This is a genomic window from Streptomyces sp. NPDC101165, from assembly GCF_044768135.1.
Taxonomy (GTDB): domain Bacteria; phylum Actinomycetota; class Actinomycetes; order Streptomycetales; family Streptomycetaceae; genus Streptomyces.
Map to the genome: position 1 here is coordinate 459,139 of NZ_JBIWPG010000006.1, position 16,816 is coordinate 475,954.

Sequence of the window (16,816 nt, forward strand, 5' to 3'; positions counted from 1 at the left end):
GCGGGGTGGGTTGTCAGTGGGCGCCTATAACCTCGTATGCGTGTCGTCTCTCGCGCTGTACCGCCGCTATCGCCCGGAGACCTTTGCCGAGGTCATCGGGCAGGAGCATGTCACCGACCCGCTGCAGCAGGCGCTGCGGAACAACCGGGTCAATCACGCGTACCTGTTCAGCGGACCGCGTGGCTGTGGCAAGACGACCAGCGCGCGGATCCTGGCGCGCTGCCTGAACTGTGAGCAAGGTCCCACGCCCACCCCGTGCGGGGAGTGCCAGTCGTGCCGCGACCTGGCGAGGAACGGGCCCGGGTCCATCGACGTCATCGAGATCGACGCAGCGTCGCACGGAGGTGTGGACGACGCCCGTGAGCTGCGCGAGAAGGCCTTCTTCGGGCCCGCCTCCAGCCGGTACAAGATCTACATCATCGACGAGGCCCACATGGTCACGTCGGCCGGCTTCAACGCGCTGCTGAAGGTCGTCGAGGAGCCGCCGGAGCACCTCAAGTTCATCTTCGCCACCACCGAGCCCGAGAAGGTCATCGGGACGATCCGGTCGCGTACGCATCACTACCCGTTCCGGCTCGTGCCCCCGGGGACGCTGCGGGAGTACCTCGCCGAGGTGTGCCGGCGGGAGAACATCCCCGTCGAGGAGGGGGTGCTGCCGCTCGTCGTGCGGGCCGGCGCCGGCTCCGTGCGTGACTCCATGTCCGTCATGGACCAGCTCCTCGCCGGTGCGCGGGAAGAGGGTGTGACCTATGCCATGGCCACCTCCCTCCTCGGCTACACCGACGGCTCGCTCCTCGACTCCGTCGTCGAGGCCTTCGCCACCGGTGACGGCGCCGCCGCCTTCGAGGTCGTGGACCGGATCATCGAGGGCGGCAACGACCCCCGTCGTTTCGTCGCCGACCTGCTGGAGCGGCTGCGGGACCTGGTGATCCTCGCCGCCGTGCCGGACGCGGTGGAGAAGGGGCTCATCGACGCCCCGGCCGACGTCCTGGAGCGCATGCAGGCCCAGGCCGGCACCTTCGGCGCCGCCGAGCTGAGCCGCGCCGCGGACCTCGTCAACGGGGGCCTCACCGAGATGCGCGGCGCCACCTCGCCCCGCCTCCAGCTCGAACTCATCTGCGCCCGCGTCCTGCTCCCCGCCGCCTATGGGGACGAGCGGTCCGTGATGGCCCGCCTCGACCGACTCGAGCGCGGCGTCAACTTCGTGGGCGCGGGCGCCGCACCCGCCATGGGGTACGTCCCCGGGCCCGAGGCCCACGCGGGCATGGCCCAGGGCGGTGCGCCGGTGCCGCCCGGCGGCGGGCCCGCCGCCGCTCGTGCGGCCGTACGGGCCTCGGGTGCGCAGGGTGGACCAGTCGGCCCGGGTGACTCCGGGGGCCCGGCTGCAGGGGCGCCCACGGCCCCTGCGCCTGCCCAGGCACCGACTCCGGAACCCCCGGCACCCCAGGCGCCCGCTCCGGCGGCCGTTGCCCCGGCCGCCCCTGCCCCGACACCGCCTGCCCCTGCCCCGGCCACCCCTGCCCCGACGGCGGCCCCGGCTCCTCCCGCCGCTCCCGCGCCCGGTGCCTGGCCCACCGCCGCCCAGGCCGGCAGCGGCCGACGCCCCGGCGGCTGGCCCACGGCCGCTCCCGCGGGCGGCGCCCCGCAGAGCCCCGCGCCGGCCCCGCCCCAGTACCAGGCACCCGCTGCCCCGGCGGCACCTCCGGCTGCGGCTCCGTCGGTCGCCCCCACCGGAGGCCTCGACCCCCGCATGCTCTGGCCGAACATCCTGGAGGCCGTCAAGAACCGCCGCCGCTTCACCTGGATCCTGCTCAGCCAGAACGCCCAGGTGGTCGGCTTCGACGGCACCACCCTCCAGCTCGGCTTCGTCAACGCCGGCGCCCGCGACAACTTCGCGAGCAGCGGCAGCGAGGACGTGCTGCGGCAGGCGCTGGCCGAGCAGTTCAACGTGCAGTGGAAGATCGAGGCGGTCGTCGACCCCTCGGGCGGCTCGGCGCCCCCGCCGTCCGGCGGCTCGCCGGGCTTCGGCGGTGGCGGCGGCTACGGCGGCGCGCCCGCCGGTGGTGGCTACGGCGCCCCCGCCGCAACGCGCCCCGCGGCACCCCAGCCGGCGGCCCCCGCGCCCGCCGCACCCCAGGGACCCGGCTCGGCGCAGCCGCAGTACCAGGCACCCGCTGCCCGGCAGCCCGCCCCGGCCCCCGAGCCGCCCCCCGTCGCTCCCGAGGACGACATCCCCGAGGACGACGACCCCGACCTCAACGAGTCGGCCATGTCCGGCCACGAACTGATCGTGCGGGAGCTGGGGGCGACGGTGGTGGAGGAGTTCTCGAACGAGTAGGTGCATGAGGGTCCGGGGGTGACAGCCTCCAGACAGAGGCCCACGCCCTCACCACCCCGTTCGTAGGAACGCACAGGATCCCCGCCCCCCGACCTTCGGCAACCTTGCCATTAGGCTGACCCCCGTGAAGGTCCTCGTCATCGGTACCGGCGCCCGCGAACACGCCCTGTGCCGCTCCCTGTCCCTCGACCCCGACGTCACCGCGCTCCACTGCGCTCCCGGCAACGCCGGCATCGCCGAGGTCGCCGAGCTGCACCAGGTCGACGCGCTCGACGGCAAGGCCGTGGCCGCGCTGGCCGGGCGGCTCGAAGCCGACCTCGTCGTCGTCGGCCCGGAGGCCCCGCTGGTCGCCGGTGTCGCCGACGCCGTGCGCGAGGCGGGCATCCCGGTGTTCGGCCCCTCCGGGGAGGCCGCGCAGCTCGAGGGGTCCAAGGCCTTCGCCAAGGACGTGATGGCGGAGGCCGGGGTGCCCACGGCCCGGTCGTACGTCTGCACCACGGCGGAGGAGGTCGCCGAGGCCCTCGACGCGTTCGGTGCCCCCTACGTCGTCAAGGACGACGGGCTGGCCGCCGGCAAGGGTGTCGTCGTCACGGACGACCTCGAGGCCGCCAAGGCCCACGCCGCCGGGTGCGAGCGCGTCGTCATCGAGGACTTCCTCGACGGGCCCGAGGTGTCCCTGTTCGCCATCACCGACGGCCGTACCGTCGTGCCGCTCCAGCCCGCGCAGGACTTCAAGCGCGCCCTGGACGGCGACGAGGGCCCGAACACCGGTGGCATGGGCGCGTACTCGCCGCTGCCGTGGGCGGACCCGAAGCTGGTCGAAGAGGTGCTGGAGACGGTGCTGCAGCCGACGGTGGACGAACTGCGCCGCCGTGGCACGCCCTTCTCGGGTCTGCTCTACGCCGGGCTCGCGATCACCTCGCGCGGCGTCCGGGTCATCGAGTTCAACGCCCGCTTCGGCGACCCCGAGACCCAGGTCGTGCTGGCCCGCCTCAAGACCCCGCTGGCCGGTGTCCTGCTGGCCGCCGCGAACGGCACCCTCGACGACCTGGAGCCCCTGCGCTGGAACGAGGACGCGGCCGTCACGGTGGTCATCGCCTCGCACAACTACCCCGGCACCCCGCGCACCGGCGACCCGATCACCGGCCTGGACGAGGTGGCCGCCGAGGACGCCCCGCACGCCTACGTCCTGCACGCCGGGACGAAGCGGGACGGTGACGCGATCGTCAGCGCGGGCGGCCGGGTGCTGTCCGTCACGGCGACCGGCGAGGACCTCGCCGAGGCCCGCGAGCGGGCCTACCGGGCGGTGGCCCGCGTCCGCCTGGACGGTTCGCAGCACCGCACGGACATCGCGGCGAAGGCTGCGGGCGCAAAGGAAGCCGAGCCCGCCGGGGAGTCGGCGGAGGCGTAAAGCCGCCGGTCAGACGCATCCCGTACCCACTCAGGCCCCGGACGAAAATCCGGGGCCTGATCTTTGCTGTCTGTCATCCACCTCTGACCAAAGCCATTCCATCGAGTGAGCAATCGCCCATCCGGCTGACGGGGGCCGAGGCCCCAACTAGGGTGCGGCGCAAGCGTTCCGGCACTTGGCCCACCGGCATTGCGATGTCGGTGGCGGGTGCCACAGTGGGGGAGTGAGCAACGCCAGGACAGCGTCGGATCCGCAGGGAGGGGGTGAGGTCCGCTCGTGACCGGAATCGGTGTGGAGGTGGGTGCGCAGGCCGCGCGCTCGCGGGCCCTCGCCGTGCTGCGCATCCGTGGCCGGGCACTGGCCGTGGCCGTGCTGCCGGCGGCCGCCGAGGTGATCCTGCTGACCGGCGGTTCCACCGGCCATTTCGTCGGCCCGGTCTGGTCCGCCGCCCGCTGGGTCGTGGGCGTGCTGGCCGTGGTCGTGCTGCTGGCCGCCGCCGGTATCGCCCTGGTCGTGGCCCGTGCCCGCCCCGCGGTGACTCCCACGGTCCCGATTCCGGAGGACTCCGCCCCGGACCTGTACCGGCTGGTGCGCGACCTCGCCGACCGGCTCGAAGTCCCCGCGCCCTCGGCCATAGCGCTCACCCCGGACTGCGACAGCTGGCTGGAGGACCGCACCCACCCGGCCCACGGCCCGCCGCCGCGACCGGCGCACGACGAGCTGGCGGGCCCCGGCCAGGGATCCGGTTTCGGCGCCCACCGCCGAGCCGTCACCGCCCCGGTCCTCGTCATCGGCTCCCCGTTCCTGTGGTGGATGCGCGTCGGCGAGCTGCGCGCCGTCCTCGCCCCGGTCGTCGCCGGTACGGGTCCCTCCGCGCACCCGGACATAGCCGCCGCCCGCCGCTTCGTGCGCGGTCTGGACGCGGCGGTCGGCGTGGCCTCGACGCCCGGCCGCTGCCCGCTCACCCGGGCCGTGTGCGCGGCCGTCGGCTGGGTCGCCCGGCTGCTGCTGCGCGGCTGCCGCGAGCACGCGGCCCTGATGGAGCGCGGGGTCGCGGCGGCGGCGGCCGAGCGCGCGCAGGCCGTGGACTACGGACTGCGGATCGTCGCCCAGGAACAGGTCGGTCTCGCCTACGCGGGCTGGGACCGGCTGCTGACCCGGGTGGCGCTGCCCGCCTGGCGCATGGGCCGCTGGCCCGCCCGGCTGGACGCGGGCGTCGTGGCCGCGCTCACCGAACTGTCCCGGCGCGACCGGCTGGCCGAGGGCTTCGCCTCCCGTCTCGGCGAGCGTCCCGCCTGCGATCTCCTGGAGGAGCCGGGCGCGGTGGACGAGGCCGCCTCCCTGCTGGCCGCCCGTCTCTTCCACGGTGGCCCGGCCGAGTGCGGCCCGGACTGGGCCCCGGTGGACTGGCAGGCGTACCCGGAGGAGGTCGTCGACCGCACCTGGCGCGCCGACGCTGCCCGCCTGCACCGCGTCCTGGACTCCCTGGGCGTCCGCCCCACCGCCGACCCCGCGGCCCCCGAGCCCGCCGGCCCCACCCTGGCCCGAGTCCTGGACCACCTGACCGAGCCGGGCACCCACGACACCCCGCGGGCCGCCGACGGCGAGCACCCCCCGCAGGGGCCGGCCGCACCCGACGACGAAGGCTGCACGGGTGGCGCGAGCGGGAAGCAGATGCCCGCCGAGAGCGAGGACGAGGCGGACCCGCCCGACGACGCCGACCCCGGCACGGAACGCAGCGCCGCCCTGGCCGCAGTCCTGACCGCCGCGCTGGCCCGCGAGGAGGCCGCCGTGCCGAGAGGCGCGACCGCCGCCGGCCAGGGCCCCGACAGCGCCCTGTGGGACGACGACGCGCTCCCCCTGTTCCCGTTGCAGCCCCCGCGTACCGCCCGTGACCTGCTCGCCGATCACGTCACGGCGATGGTGTGCTGCGCCGCCGTCGACACGGCCGGGGCGGTCCCCGGTCTCGACTGGCTCGACGGCCCGTCCCTGCTGCTGGGCGGTGAGCGGGCCGGTGACCTCGCGCCCAAGGTGCTCAGCCTGATCGAGGAGGGAGACCCGGGCCCGCTGCGCGACTGGCTGGCCGCGTCCGGGATACGCCCGGAGAAGCCGGTGCGGCTCGTCTGAATCCGGCCAGATCCGAATGCCGTCGTCTACCCGGCGGCCTGGGCGTTGTAACGGAGAAGCGCCTTCCACTTCAGGTCAATTCGCAACGAATAGTGACCAGACCCATGCGTTATGTGATGTGCTGGGGACCGACCTCGCACATGGCAAGCGCATGCGACATACGACAGCAGGACCGAGCACCACACCGCACCACCGTCAGAGCGACACGGGGGCATGAGGGAGGGGAGCGACCATGGCCTCGGACCACATCCGCCGCTGGGAGTCCGGAGCACTCGCGCACGCTGTCACGGACCCCTTCGGCCAGGGCCCGGTCCCCTGGCTGCGCGGCAGTGAGACCTACTTCGACGACACGGGACACGTCGTGCCCTGGTACGTCGACCCGAGCCCGCAGCAGCCGGCCGGGGAGCGGCCGCGCGTCCCCGCGCCGCGCACGGCCGGCTCCGGCCCCCGCTCGGCCGACGACGTGCACCGGCAGATCAAGGGCTTCACCTCCACCGGCGCGGTCACGCCCGGTGGTGCGATCGACTTCCACATCACGGTCGACCCGCCCCAGCAGTTCAGCGTGGACATCTACCGCATCGGCCACTACGGCGGCGACGGCGCCGCCAAGATCACCACGAGCCCCCGGCTCTCCGGCATCGTCCAGCCCGCACCACTGGCCGCCGACCGCACGGTCTCCTGCCACCACTGGTGGCTGTCCTGGCGCCTCCAGGTGCCCTCCCACTGGAGCATCGGCGCCTATGTGGCCGTCCTGACCACCGCCGACGGCTACCGCTCCCACGTGCCGTTCACGGTCCGCGACGACCACCCCGCCGACCTGCTCCTGCTGCTGCCGGACATCACGTGGCAGGCGTACAACCTCTACCCGGAGGACGGCCACACCGGTGCCAGCCTCTACCACGCCTGGGACGAGAAGGGCCGTCTGCTCGGCGAGGCGGACGCGGCCACCACGGTCTCCTTCGACCGCCCGTACGCGGGCGCGGGCCTGCCCCTGCACGTCGGCCACGCCTACGACTTCATCCGCTGGGCCGAGCGCTACGGCTACGACCTCGCCTACGCCGACGCCCGCGACCTGCACGCCGGCCGCGTCGACCCCAGCCGGTACCGGGGCCTGGTCTTTCCCGGCCACGACGAGTACTGGTCGGTGCCGATGCGCCGCGCCGTCGAGGGCGCCCGCGACCGCGGCACCTCACTGGTCTTCCTCTCCGCCAACACCATGTACTGGCAGGTGGAGTTGGGCCCCTCCCCGTCCGGCGTCCCCGACCGGCTGCTGACCTGCCGCAAGCGCAAGGGCCCCGGAAAGCCGGTGCTGTGGCGCGAGATCGACCGGCCCGAGCAGCAGCTGGTCGGCATCCAGTACGCGGGCCGGGTTCCCGAGCCGTACCCGCTGATCGTCCGCAACGCGGGCCACTGGCTGTGGGAGGCGACCGGCGCGCACGAGGGCGACGAGATCGAGGGCCTGGTCGCCGGGGAGGCCGACCGCTACTTTCCGCGCACCCCGCTGCCCGAGCACGAGGAGCGCATCCTGCTCGCGCACTCCCCGTACACCGACAACGACGGCGTCCTGCGCCATCAGGAGACCTCCCTCTACCGCGCTCCCTCCGGCGCCTGGGTCTTCGCCGCCGGCACCTTCGCCTGGTCCCCGTCCTTGGACCGGCCGGGCCATGTGGACCCCCGCATCCAGCGGGCCACGGCGAACCTGCTGGACCGCATCTGCAAACGGGACTGACCCCGGCGGACCCCCACCGCCCCCCTGGCCGAAACCGATCACCCTCATAAGGGAGAATCGAGGCACTTGGACAGAACCACGGGGAGGAACCGTGTCCGGATTCGTAGAAAAGCCCGAGCCGATCCAGGTTCCGGGCCTGGTGCACCTGCACACCGGAAAGGTGCGCGAGCTGTACCAGAACGAGGCGGGCGACCTCGTGATGGTCGCCAGCGACCGTATGTCCGCGTACGACTGGGTGCTGCCCACGGAGATCCCCGACAAGGGCCGCGTCCTCACCCAGCTCTCCCTGTGGTGGTTCGACCAGCTGCGCGACCTGGCCCCCAACCACGTGCTGAGCACCGAGCTCCCCGAGGGCGCCCCCGCCGACTGGGCGGGCCGCACGCTGGTCTGCAAGTCCCTGAAGATGGTCCCGGTGGAGTGCGTGGCCCGCGGCTACCTCACCGGCTCGGGCCTGGTCGAGTACGACGAGTCCCGGACCGTCTGCGGCCTCGCCCTCCCCGAAGGCCTGGTCGACGGCTCGGAACTGCCCGGCCCGATCTTCACGCCGGCCACCAAGGCCGAGGTCGGCGAGCACGACGAGAACGTCTCCTACGAGGAGGTCGCCCGCCAGGTCGGCGCCGAGACCGCGGCCCAGCTGCGCCAGGCCACCCTCGCCGTGTACTCCCGCGCCCGGGACATCGCCCGCGACCGGGGGATCATCCTGGCGGACACCAAGTTCGAGTTCGGCTTCGAGGGCGACACGCTCGTCCTCGCCGACGAGGTGCTCACCCCGGACTCGTCCCGTTTCTGGCCGGCCGACCAGTGGCAGCCGGGCCGCGCGCAGCCGTCGTACGACAAGCAGTTCGTCCGTGACTGGCTGACCTCGGCCGAGTCCGGCTGGGACCGCAGGAGCGAGCAGCCCCCGCCGCCGCTGCCGCAGCATGTCGTGGACGCGACCCGGGCGAAGTACGTGGAGGCGTACGAGCGCCTGACGGGTATGAGCTGGGCGTAGGGCCTGACGCGAAAGGCCCCCGGTGAGAACCGGGGGCCTTTGCTATGGAGCGGACGACGAGGCTCGAACTCGCGACCTCAACCTTGGCAAGGTTGCGCTCTACCAACTGAGCTACGTCCGCATTGCGCCGTGGCGCGAGGCCAACTATACCCAACCTCGGTCGCGGGCGAGACGCACTGCCGCATGACGGTTCTCCGCACCGAGCTTCGTGACGGCCGAGGAGAGGTAGTTCCGCACGGTTCCCGGCGACAGCGCGGCCCGCGCGGCGATCTCGGTGACCGGCGCGCCGTCGGCCGCCAGCTCCAGCACCTCGGCCTCCCGCGCGGTCAGCGGGGAGTCCCCGGCGGAGATCGCGTCGGCGGCCAACTCGGGGTCGACGTAACGGTTTCCCGCGTGCACGGTCCGGATGATCTCGGCGAGCCGCTGGGCGCTGACCGTCTTCGGGACGAACCCCCGCACACCGGCCGCGAGCGCCCGCTTCAGATGCCCGGGCCGACCGTGACCGGTGACGATCAGCACCTGGCAGCCGGGCAGTTCGGCGCGCAGAGATGTGGCGACCCTCACACCGTCGGCGCCCGGCATCTGAAGATCGAGCACGGCCACGTCGGGTTCGTGCGCCCGCGCCATCGCCAGCGCCTCCGGCCCGCTCGCCGCCTCCGCGACGACGATCAGGTCGTCCTCCAGGGAGAGCAGGGCGGCCAGCGCGCCCCGGATCAGATGCTCGTCGTCGGCGAGCAACAGCCGTACCGGGCTGCTCATGAGGTGACTCCGCTCACTTCCTGTTTCACCGGCACCTCGGCCACCAGCCGGAACCGGCCCTTGCCGACGAGCCCGGCCTCCAGCGTCCCGTCCACGGCGGCCAGCCGTTCCCGCAGCCCGGCGAGTCCCGAGCCGCCGCTGTCAGTTGGGTCCGCCGCCCCGTCGTTCTCCACCGTCAGCACCACACGCCCCTCCCGCACCCGCAGCCTCAGCGCACACCGCCCCGCGTCCCCGTGCCGCAGCACGTTGGTGGCTGCCTCGCGCACCACCCAGCCGAGCGCGGACTGCACCTCGGGGTCCAGTCCGTCGGCCTCGGCGCGGACCTCGCAGACGATCCCGGCGGCCGTCAACACGCCTTGTGCACCCGCGAGTTCGACCAGGAGATCGGCTTCCCGGTAGCCGCGTACGACGTCCCGCACCTCCCGCTGCGACTCCTGGGCGATGCGCTGCACCTCGATCATCTGCTCCACGGCCTCCGGCCGCCCGCGCCGGGCGAGTTGCACGGCCAGCTCGCTCTTCAGGGAGATGACGGAGAGGTTCCGCCCCAGCACGTCGTGCAGATCGCGGCCGAACCGCAGCCGCTCCTCGGCGACGGCGAGCCGGGCCTCGATCTCGCGGCCGCGCTCCGCCTCCCACAGCACGGCGAGGGTCCAAGCGCCGCAGCGGCCCGCGAGCAGCGCGAAGACCACCTGGCTGACGGTCATCGCGGCGGTCGCCACCAAGCCCACGCCGTCGTGATCGGCGAGCCAGACGACAGCCGTGAGCAGGACCGTCAACACCGCCGACCGGCGCAGGAACACCCCGACCGGGACCGTGAGCCCGTAGAGCAGCGCGAACGGCAGCAGCAGGCCGCCGATCGAGAACCGGACCGCCATCGGGGTGGCCGCGTCCAGCCCGGCGAGCGCCACGAGCAGCGCCAGGGCCAGCCCCAGCAGGACGGCCGGGGTGCGATACGTGCCGGCCGGCAGCTCGGCGCGCCCGAGGTAGTGGTCGAGCGCGGTCCTGGTCAGCTTGTTCGAGAAGGCGCACTGCAGGATCCCCGAGAGGGCGACCAGGGCGCCGAGGACGACCGCCACGGGCCGGTGGGCGAGACCGCTGCCGACCAGCGGCAGCAGCAGCCAGCAGAACATGACGAACCAGACCGTGCAGCACCAGGTGAGGACGCTGAACAGCTCGACCCGCTCGGCCTTGCTGCGCTCCCCCCAGTGCCGCTGGTGCCACCGCTGTATCCGCCCCACCATGTGTGCCCCCGTGCTCAGCGCCGCGGCTCCCACCGGAACCACCGCCGTACAGCAAACACCGCCACGACGGTCCAGGCCAGGGCGGTCGCCACGGCGCCCAGCACCTCGTACGTGCTCAACTGGCCGGTCCAGCCCGCGCGTACCAGCCGGATCGCGGGGGACAGCGGAAGGAGTTCGCAGACGGAGGCGAGCCGGTCGGGCAGGACCTCGGTCGGGATCGCGATGCCGGAGCCGATCATCGAGAAGAACACCAGCGGCAGCGCGGTGATCTGACCGCTCTCCACGCTTCGGGTGAAGGACGCGGTGAGCGCGGCCAGCGCGGCGCTCAGCACGAGCCCCGCCACCAGCCCCAGCAGGGTCAGGTACGGCGCCTTGGGCGCCCCGGTGTGCAGCAGTACCGCGCAGCCCGCGCACAGGAGCAGGGCCTGGGCGAGGCCGAGGCCGACGGCCGGCAGGGCCGTGCCGGTGAGGATCTCGGCGTCGGAGAGTTCGCCCGTGCGCAGCCGTTTGAGGACGAGTTCCTCGCGCCGGGCGACGTAGGCGTTGACCAGGGAGGTGTAGACGGCGAAGAGGAAGGAGAAGCCGATGGCGGCCGTCATCATCACCGCGCCGGCGGAGAGCCCTTCCTTCTTCAGGTCTATCTGGTCGAGGGCCGGCCGCACGCTGAACGGCAGGGCGAGCGGCATGACGAGCGCGGTGAGGACGACGCTGCGGTTGCGGCCGAGGAGGGCGAGTTCGGCGCGGGCCAGTGCGCGCAGCCGTCGGCCCGTCGGTGCCCAGGCGAGAGTGCTCATGCCATGACCTCCTGCTCCCGCGCGATCCCGAGGAAGGCCTCCTCCAGCGAGGCCGAGCGCACATCGAGCCGGCGCAGCTCGACGCCGGTCCGCTCGGCCCAGGCCAGCACCCCGGCGGCGGTCCGCTGCAGCTCCCGGGTGCGCAGCCGTACCAGGCGGCCGTCGCTCTCGTGCCCGCAGACGCCGAGGTCGGCGAGGGGCGGCAGATCGCCGAGGAAGTAGCCGTCGGGCAGCTCGAAGGACATCCGGGAGGGCCGGCCCGCGGTGACCTCGGCCGGGGTTCCGGAGGCGGCGATGCACCCCTCGTGCAGGATGGCGAGCCGGTCGGCGAGGCCTTCCGCCTCCTCCAGGTAGTGCGTGGTGAGCAGCACCGTCGTGCCCGCCGCCCGCAGGCCGCGCACCAACTCCCAGGTGTCCCGGCGGCCTTCGGCGTCGAGCCCGGTCGTCGGCTCGTCCAGGAACAGCACTTCGGGGTCGCCGAGCAGGGCGAGCGCCAGGTCCAGGCGCCGCCGCTCGCCACCGGACAGCTGCTTGACCCGTACGTCGGCCTTCCGGGCCAGCCCGACCAGCTCCAGCACCTCCGCCGCCTTATGGCTCGTTCGGGCGCCGCTGGTGCAGCCCGCCCACATCCGGGCGGTCTCGGCGATCGTCAGGTCGGAGGGGAAGCCGCCCTCCTGGAGCATCACCCCGGTCCGGGGGCGTACGGTGGCCCGCTCGCGGTAGGGGTCGTGGCCGAGGACGCGGACCTGGCCCCCGGCCGGTGCCGCGAGGCCCTCCAGAAGTTCGACCGTGGACGTCTTGCCCGCGCCGTTGGTGCCCAGCAGGGCGAAGATCTCCCCGCGTGTCACGGAGAAGGTGATTCCGCGTACGGCCTCGAACCCGCCCCCGTAGACACGCCTGAGGCCGGTGACCTCGATCACGTGCTCGTGTTCGTTGGTGTTCATGCCTTCAGCGTCCCGGCGCGCGGGCCGGAAGAGCAGTGCGCGGTGTCATCACCCGGCATGACAAATGTCAGACGGTGCAAGACACACGAAAAGACCCCGGTCCATTGGACCGGGGTCTCATTCCCGAGCGGACGACGAGGCTCGAACTCGCGACCTCAACCTTGGCAAGGTTGCGCTCTACCAACTGAGCTACGTCCGCACTGCTCCCGACCGGCTCCCACCGATCGGTGCGAGCACCAGCCTACCTGATCCACAGGAGTGGTCGTGACGACCGGTGCCAGAGCGGGTGACAGGAATCGCACACTGCGCCTTCCCCCTGGAAGGGGGATGTTCTACTACTGAACTACACCCGCACGGTCCGTGGGATCCGGCCTTTCGGCCTCGCCCCTCGGCGTGTCCCAGACATTAGCTGATCAGCAGGGGGGTAGCGCAAGTCGGTTCCCGGCGTGGCCAAGTGCACGGTCCTCAGGGTCCGCTGACGAACCCTGAGGACCGCCCCTTCGCGGGCTTCACTGCGCGGCGCTGAACGCCTCGTAGACCTTCTTCGGGATGCGTCCGCGCGCCGGCACGTCCATCTTGTTCGCCTGGGCCCAGGCCCGGACGGCCGCCGGGTCGGGAGCGACCTCCGTCTGCTTGTACGCCTTGCCGGAGCGCGAGCGCTTGCGGCCGGCGTCCACGTAGGGCGCGAGCGCCTTGCGCAGTTTCTTGGCGTTGGCTTCGTTCAGGTCGATCTCGTACGACTTGCCGTCGAGTCCGAAGGCGATCGTTTCCGCCGCTTCCGAGCCGTCGATGTCGTCAAAGAGAGTGACCACGACCTTTTGCGCCACGAATATCGGTCCCTTCGTGCGGCACGTCGATACAGCTCATCGGCGATGACGTGCCGAGTATCGGCTATTGCCAATTCATTTGTACAGTGCCCGGCAATGCAAAGTGAAGCCCGACTAAATCCGTCAGCGTGTCCCAGTGCAATAGGCGTCGTGGGCGGACCCGTGGAACTTTCCCAGAACTTTTCGTGAGGGTGCCTGCCTGTCACCCGATCGTGATGCGCCTCACGTAGTTTCCTACAACTCTACTCGCGTAGAAATTTTGTGCGGGTAGTCTGAAGGAACCTGCTCAGCACCACACACCGGGAGTGCCAGTGGCACGCGTCGTAGTCGACGTCATGCTCAAGCCGGAGATCCTCGACCCCCAGGGCCAGGCGGTCCAGCGTGCGCTGCCGCGCCTGGGTTTCGAGGGGATCTCGGACGTACGTCAGGGAAAGCGTTTCGAACTGGAAGTTGACGGGCCGGTTGACGAAGCCGCGCTCGCCCGCATCCACGATCTTGCGGAATCCTTCCTCGCCAACACCGTGATCGAGGACTTCACCGTCAAGGTGGAGGAAGTCGCGGAGGCAGCGAAGTGACCGCTCGTATTGGCGTCGTCACTTTCCCGGGGAGTCTCGACGACCGGGACACCCAGCGCGCGATCCGCCTCGCGGGCGCCGAACCGGTTGCTCTCTGGCACAAGGACAAGGACCTCAAGCAGGTCGACGCCGTGGTGCTGCCCGGCGGTTTCTCCTACGGCGACTATCTGCGGGCCGGTGCCATCTCCCGGTTCTCGCCGGTGATGGAGTCCGTCATCGAGCAGGCGAAGGCCGGACTTCCGGTCCTCGGCATCTGCAACGGCTTCCAGGTCCTCACGGAGGCCCACCTTCTTCCGGGCGCGATGCTCGGCAACAACCACCTCCACTTCATCTGCCGCGACCAGAAGCTGCGGGTGGAGAACGCGGGGACGGCCTGGACCGGCGACTACCGCGAGGGCCAGGAGATCCACATCCCGCTGAAGAACATGGACGGCCGGTACGTCGCCGACGAGTACACGCTCGACAAGCTGGAGGCGGAGGGCCGGGTCGTCTTCCGGTACCTCGACTTCAACCCGAACGGCTCGCTGCGGGACATCGCCGGCATCACCAACGAGGCCGGGAATGTCGTCGGCCTCATGCCGCACCCCGAGCACGCCGTCGAGCCGCTGATCGGTACGGGCCGTACCGACGGCCTCCCGTTCTTCACCTCGATCCTCAAGAAGCTGGTCAACGCATGAGCCGGACGCCTCTGGACACGGTCGAGCACGCGGCCGCGACCCCCGACGTCGAGCTGCCCTGGGCCGAACTCGGCCTGAAGAAGGACGAGTACGAGCGGGTCGTGGAGATCCTCGGCCGCCGGCCCACCGGTGCCGAGCTCGCCATGTACTCGGTCATGTGGTCCGAGCACTGCTCGTACAAGTCCTCCAAGGTCCACCTGCGCCAGTTCGGCGAGAAGGCGCCCCAGTCGGACGCGCTGCTCGTCGGCATCGGCGAGAACGCCGGTGTGGTGGACGTCGGCCAGGGCTACGCGGTCACCTTCAAGGTCGAGTCGCACAACCACCCGTCCTACGTCGAGCCCTACCAGGGCGCGGCCACGGGTGTCGGTGGCATCGTGCGCGACATCATCGCGATGGGCGCGCGGCCGGTGGCCGTGGTCGACCCGCTGCGCTTCGGCGCGGCCGACCACCCCGACACCAAGCGTGTCCTGCCGGGCGTCGTCGCCGGCATCGGCGGCTACGGCAACTGCCTGGGCCTGCCCAACATCGGCGGCGAGGTCGTCTTCGACGCCTGCTACCAGGGCAACCCGCTGGTCAACGCCGGTGCCATCGGTGTGATGCGGCACGAGGACATCCACCTCGCCAAGGCTTCCGGCGAGGGCAACAAGGTCATCCTGTACGGGGCCCGGACCGGCGGCGACGGCATCGGCGGCGCCTCGATCCTGGCCTCCGAGACCTTCGACGACGCCAAGCCCTCGAAGCGCCCGGCGGTCCAGGTCGGTGACCCCTTCCAGGAGAAGCTCCTCATCGAGTGCACCCTGGAGGCCTTCCGGGAGAAGCTGGTCGTCGGCATCCAGGACCTCGGTGCGGCGGGCCTGTCCTGCGCCACCTCCGAGCTGGCCTCCAACGGCTCCGGCGGCATGCGCGTGACCCTGGACGACGTACCGCTGCGTGACTCGACTCTCTCGCCCGAGGAGATCCTCATGAGCGAGTCGCAGGAGCGCATGTGCGCGGTGGTCGAGCCGGAGAAGGTCGACCGCTTCCTGGAGATCTGCGCCAAGTGGGACGTCATCGCCACCGTCATCGGTGAGGTGACCGACGGCGACCGTCTTGAGATCTACTGGCACGGCGGCAAGATCGTCGACGTCGACCCGCGGACCGTGGCCCACGAGGGCCCGGTGTACGAGCGCCCGTACGCCCGCCCGTCCTGGCAGGACGAGCTGCAGGCGGACGACGCGAACAAGCTCGCGCGGCCGCAGACCGCCGAGGAGCTGAAGGACCAGGTCCTGAAGCTGGTCGGCTCGCCCAACCAGGCGTCCAAGAAGTGGATCACCTCGCAGTACGACCACTTCGTGCAGGGCAACACGGTGCTGGCCCAGCCCGAGGACTCGGGCATGATCCGCGTCGACGAGGAGACCGGCCTCGGTGTCGCCATCGCGACGGACGGCAACGGCCGCTACGCCAAGCTCGACCCGTACACGGGTGCCCAGCTGGCGCTGGCGGAGGCCTACCGGAACGTGGCGACGACCGGTGCCAAGCCGCTCGCCGTCTCGGACTGCCTGAACTTCGGCTCGCCCGAGGACCCGGCGGTCATGTGGCAGTTCGCGGAGGCCGTGCGCGGTCTCGCCGACGCCTGCCAGCAGCTGGGCACCCCGGTGACCGGCGGCAACGTCTCCCTCTACAACCAGACGGGCGAGGCGGCCATCCACCCGACCCCGGTGGTGGCCGTGCTGGGCGTCATCGACGACGTCGCCCGCCGCACGCCGGTCGCCTTCCAGGAGGAGGGCCAGCTCATCTACCTCCTCGGCGACACCCGGGAGGAGTTCGGCGGCTCGGCCTGGTCCCAGGTGGTCCACGACCACCTCGGCGGACTGCCTCCGAAGGTCGACCTGGAGCGTGAGCGCCTGCTGGCCGAGATCCTGATCTCCGCCTCCCGCGACGGCATGATCGACTCCGCGCACGACCTGTCCGACGGCGGTCTGGTCCAGGCGGTCGTGGAGTCGGCGCTGCTCGGTGGCAAGGGCGCGCGTCTGGTCGTACCGGACGGGCTCGACGCCTTCACCTTCCTGTTCTCCGAGTCGGCCGGGCGTGCGATCGTCGCGGTGCCGCGCTCGGAGGAGGTCCGCTTCAACGACATGTGCGGTGCCCGGGGTCTCCCGGTCGCCCGCATCGGTGTCGTGGACGGCACTGCGTCCGACGCGGATGCGGTGGTCGAGATCCAGGGCGAGTTCGCGCTGACCCTGGCCGAGCTGCGCGAGGCGCACGAGGGCACGATCGAGGCGCTGCTCGCCTAGGCGGTGGCACGACGCGAGGGCCCGCCCGGATCCGTCTTGAGTTCTAGCGGTCGTCGCAACATCCCAGTTCAAGGGGTGCGATGGACTTCGAGGTCCGAGGAGACCGGAAGCCGCAGGGAGCCAGGAAGCT

13 protein-coding genes and 3 tRNA genes are annotated in these 16,816 nt (G+C 71.9%); 8 read left to right on the top strand and 8 right to left on the bottom strand.

The genetic code is table 11. The annotated features are described in order from the left end of the window. The first annotated feature begins 40 nt into the window (after positions 1–40). The 5 genes from ACIRVH_RS15960 to ACIRVH_RS15980 all read left to right on the top strand — a co-directional run bounded on the left by ACIRVH_RS15960 (position 41) and on the right by ACIRVH_RS15980 (position 8,596). The gene (locus tag ACIRVH_RS15960) at positions 41–2,338 is read left to right on the top strand and encodes a DNA polymerase III subunit gamma and tau (protein WP_403952994.1); all 2,298 of its coding nucleotides are present in this window, start codon (positions 41–43) and stop codon (positions 2,336–2,338) included. A gap of 124 nt (positions 2,339–2,462) precedes the next feature. Beyond that, positions 2,463–3,749, top strand: coding sequence for a phosphoribosylamine--glycine ligase (purD, locus tag ACIRVH_RS15965; RefSeq protein WP_403952995.1), 1,287 nt, complete (start codon positions 2,463–2,465; stop codon positions 3,747–3,749). A gap of 276 nt (positions 3,750–4,025) precedes the next feature. Further along, on the top strand, positions 4,026–5,876 hold the full coding sequence (locus ACIRVH_RS15970) for a hypothetical protein (RefSeq protein ID WP_403952997.1): 1,851 nt from the start codon (positions 4,026–4,028) through the stop codon (positions 5,874–5,876). Between the two features lie 232 nt (positions 5,877–6,108). Then, positions 6,109–7,605 carry a N,N-dimethylformamidase beta subunit family domain-containing protein gene (locus ACIRVH_RS15975; protein WP_403953000.1) on the top strand — a complete coding sequence of 499 codons (1,497 nt, stop codon included), beginning with the start codon at positions 6,109–6,111 and terminating at the stop codon, positions 7,603–7,605. Positions 7,606–7,696: 91 nt separating this feature from the next. Next, the gene (locus tag ACIRVH_RS15980; protein ID WP_403953002.1) at positions 7,697–8,596 is read left to right on the top strand and encodes a phosphoribosylaminoimidazolesuccinocarboxamide synthase; all 900 of its coding nucleotides are present in this window, start codon (positions 7,697–7,699) and stop codon (positions 8,594–8,596) included. 45 nt (positions 8,597–8,641) lie between these two features. Here ACIRVH_RS15980 and ACIRVH_RS15985 read toward each other — a convergent pair. The 8 genes from ACIRVH_RS15985 to ACIRVH_RS16020 all read right to left on the bottom strand — a co-directional run bounded on the left by ACIRVH_RS15985 (position 8,642) and on the right by ACIRVH_RS16020 (position 13,161). After that, positions 8,642–8,717, bottom strand: a tRNA-Gly gene (locus ACIRVH_RS15985). Between the two features lie 23 nt (positions 8,718–8,740). Further along, a complete protein-coding gene (locus tag ACIRVH_RS15990) occupies positions 8,741–9,355 on the bottom strand; it encodes a response regulator (RefSeq protein ID WP_403953004.1) in 615 nt (204 codons plus the stop codon). Further along, positions 9,352–10,596 (bottom strand): sensor histidine kinase, encoded by a 1,245-nt coding sequence (locus ACIRVH_RS15995; RefSeq protein WP_403953006.1) that lies wholly within the window; start codon positions 10,594–10,596, stop codon positions 9,352–9,354. Before ACIRVH_RS15995 ends, ACIRVH_RS15990 begins: the two co-directional genes overlap by 4 nt. A gap of 14 nt (positions 10,597–10,610) precedes the next feature. Continuing rightward, the gene (locus ACIRVH_RS16000) at positions 10,611–11,390 is read right to left on the bottom strand and encodes an ABC transporter permease (RefSeq protein ID WP_403953007.1); all 780 of its coding nucleotides are present in this window, start codon (positions 11,388–11,390) and stop codon (positions 10,611–10,613) included. After that, positions 11,387–12,334: an ABC transporter ATP-binding protein gene (locus tag ACIRVH_RS16005; RefSeq protein ID WP_403953009.1), complete on the bottom strand. Its 948-nt coding sequence runs from the start codon at positions 12,332–12,334 to the stop codon at positions 11,387–11,389. Before ACIRVH_RS16005 ends, ACIRVH_RS16000 begins: the two co-directional genes overlap by 4 nt. Positions 12,335–12,460: 126 nt before the next feature. Next, positions 12,461–12,533: transfer RNA gene (locus tag ACIRVH_RS16010), tRNA-Gly, on the bottom strand. Positions 12,534–12,615: 82 nt separating this feature from the next. Continuing rightward, a tRNA-Gly gene (locus tag ACIRVH_RS16015) sits at positions 12,616–12,687 on the bottom strand. A 156-nt stretch (positions 12,688–12,843) separates the two neighbouring features. After that, on the bottom strand, positions 12,844–13,161 hold the full coding sequence (locus ACIRVH_RS16020; protein ID WP_403953011.1) for an Lsr2 family protein: 318 nt from the start codon (positions 13,159–13,161) through the stop codon (positions 12,844–12,846). Positions 13,162–13,472: 311 nt separating this feature from the next. Between ACIRVH_RS16020 and purS the strand changes: the two genes are divergently transcribed. From purS to purL, 3 genes are read left to right on the top strand one after another with little or no spacing between them, the layout of a single operon-like run. Then, positions 13,473–13,736 (top strand): phosphoribosylformylglycinamidine synthase subunit PurS, encoded by a 264-nt coding sequence (purS, locus tag ACIRVH_RS16025; protein WP_015659417.1) that lies wholly within the window; start codon positions 13,473–13,475, stop codon positions 13,734–13,736. After that, positions 13,733–14,413 (top strand): phosphoribosylformylglycinamidine synthase subunit PurQ, encoded by a 681-nt coding sequence (gene purQ / locus ACIRVH_RS16030; RefSeq protein ID WP_403953013.1) that lies wholly within the window; start codon positions 13,733–13,735, stop codon positions 14,411–14,413. The genes purS and purQ overlap by 4 nt, the downstream gene beginning before the upstream one ends. Further along, positions 14,410–16,686, top strand: a complete 2,277-nt coding sequence (gene purL / locus ACIRVH_RS16035; protein ID WP_403953016.1) for a phosphoribosylformylglycinamidine synthase subunit PurL — start codon at positions 14,410–14,412, stop codon at positions 16,684–16,686. The genes purQ and purL overlap by 4 nt, the downstream gene beginning before the upstream one ends. The last annotated feature ends 130 nt before the right edge of the window (positions 16,687–16,816 follow it).

What these genes read in the sequence shown, in the direction of transcription:
- ACIRVH_RS15975 (WP_403953000.1), top strand. Translation starts at nt 6,109, where the DNA reads ATGGCCTCGGACCACATCCGCCGCTGGGAGTCCGGAGCACTCGCGCAC.
- ACIRVH_RS15990 (WP_403953004.1), bottom strand. Translation starts at nt 9,355, where the DNA reads ATGAGCAGCCCGGTACGGCTGTTGCTCGCCGACGACGAGCATCTGATC.
- ACIRVH_RS15995 (WP_403953006.1), bottom strand. Translation starts at nt 10,596, where the DNA reads ATGGTGGGGCGGATACAGCGGTGGCACCAGCGGCACTGGGGGGAGCGC.
- ACIRVH_RS16000 (WP_403953007.1), bottom strand. Translation starts at nt 11,390, where the DNA reads ATGAGCACTCTCGCCTGGGCACCGACGGGCCGACGGCTGCGCGCACTG.
- ACIRVH_RS16005 (WP_403953009.1), bottom strand. Translation starts at nt 12,334, where the DNA reads ATGAACACCAACGAACACGAGCACGTGATCGAGGTCACCGGCCTCAGG.
- purL (WP_403953016.1), top strand. Translation starts at nt 14,410, where the DNA reads ATGAGCCGGACGCCTCTGGACACGGTCGAGCACGCGGCCGCGACCCCC.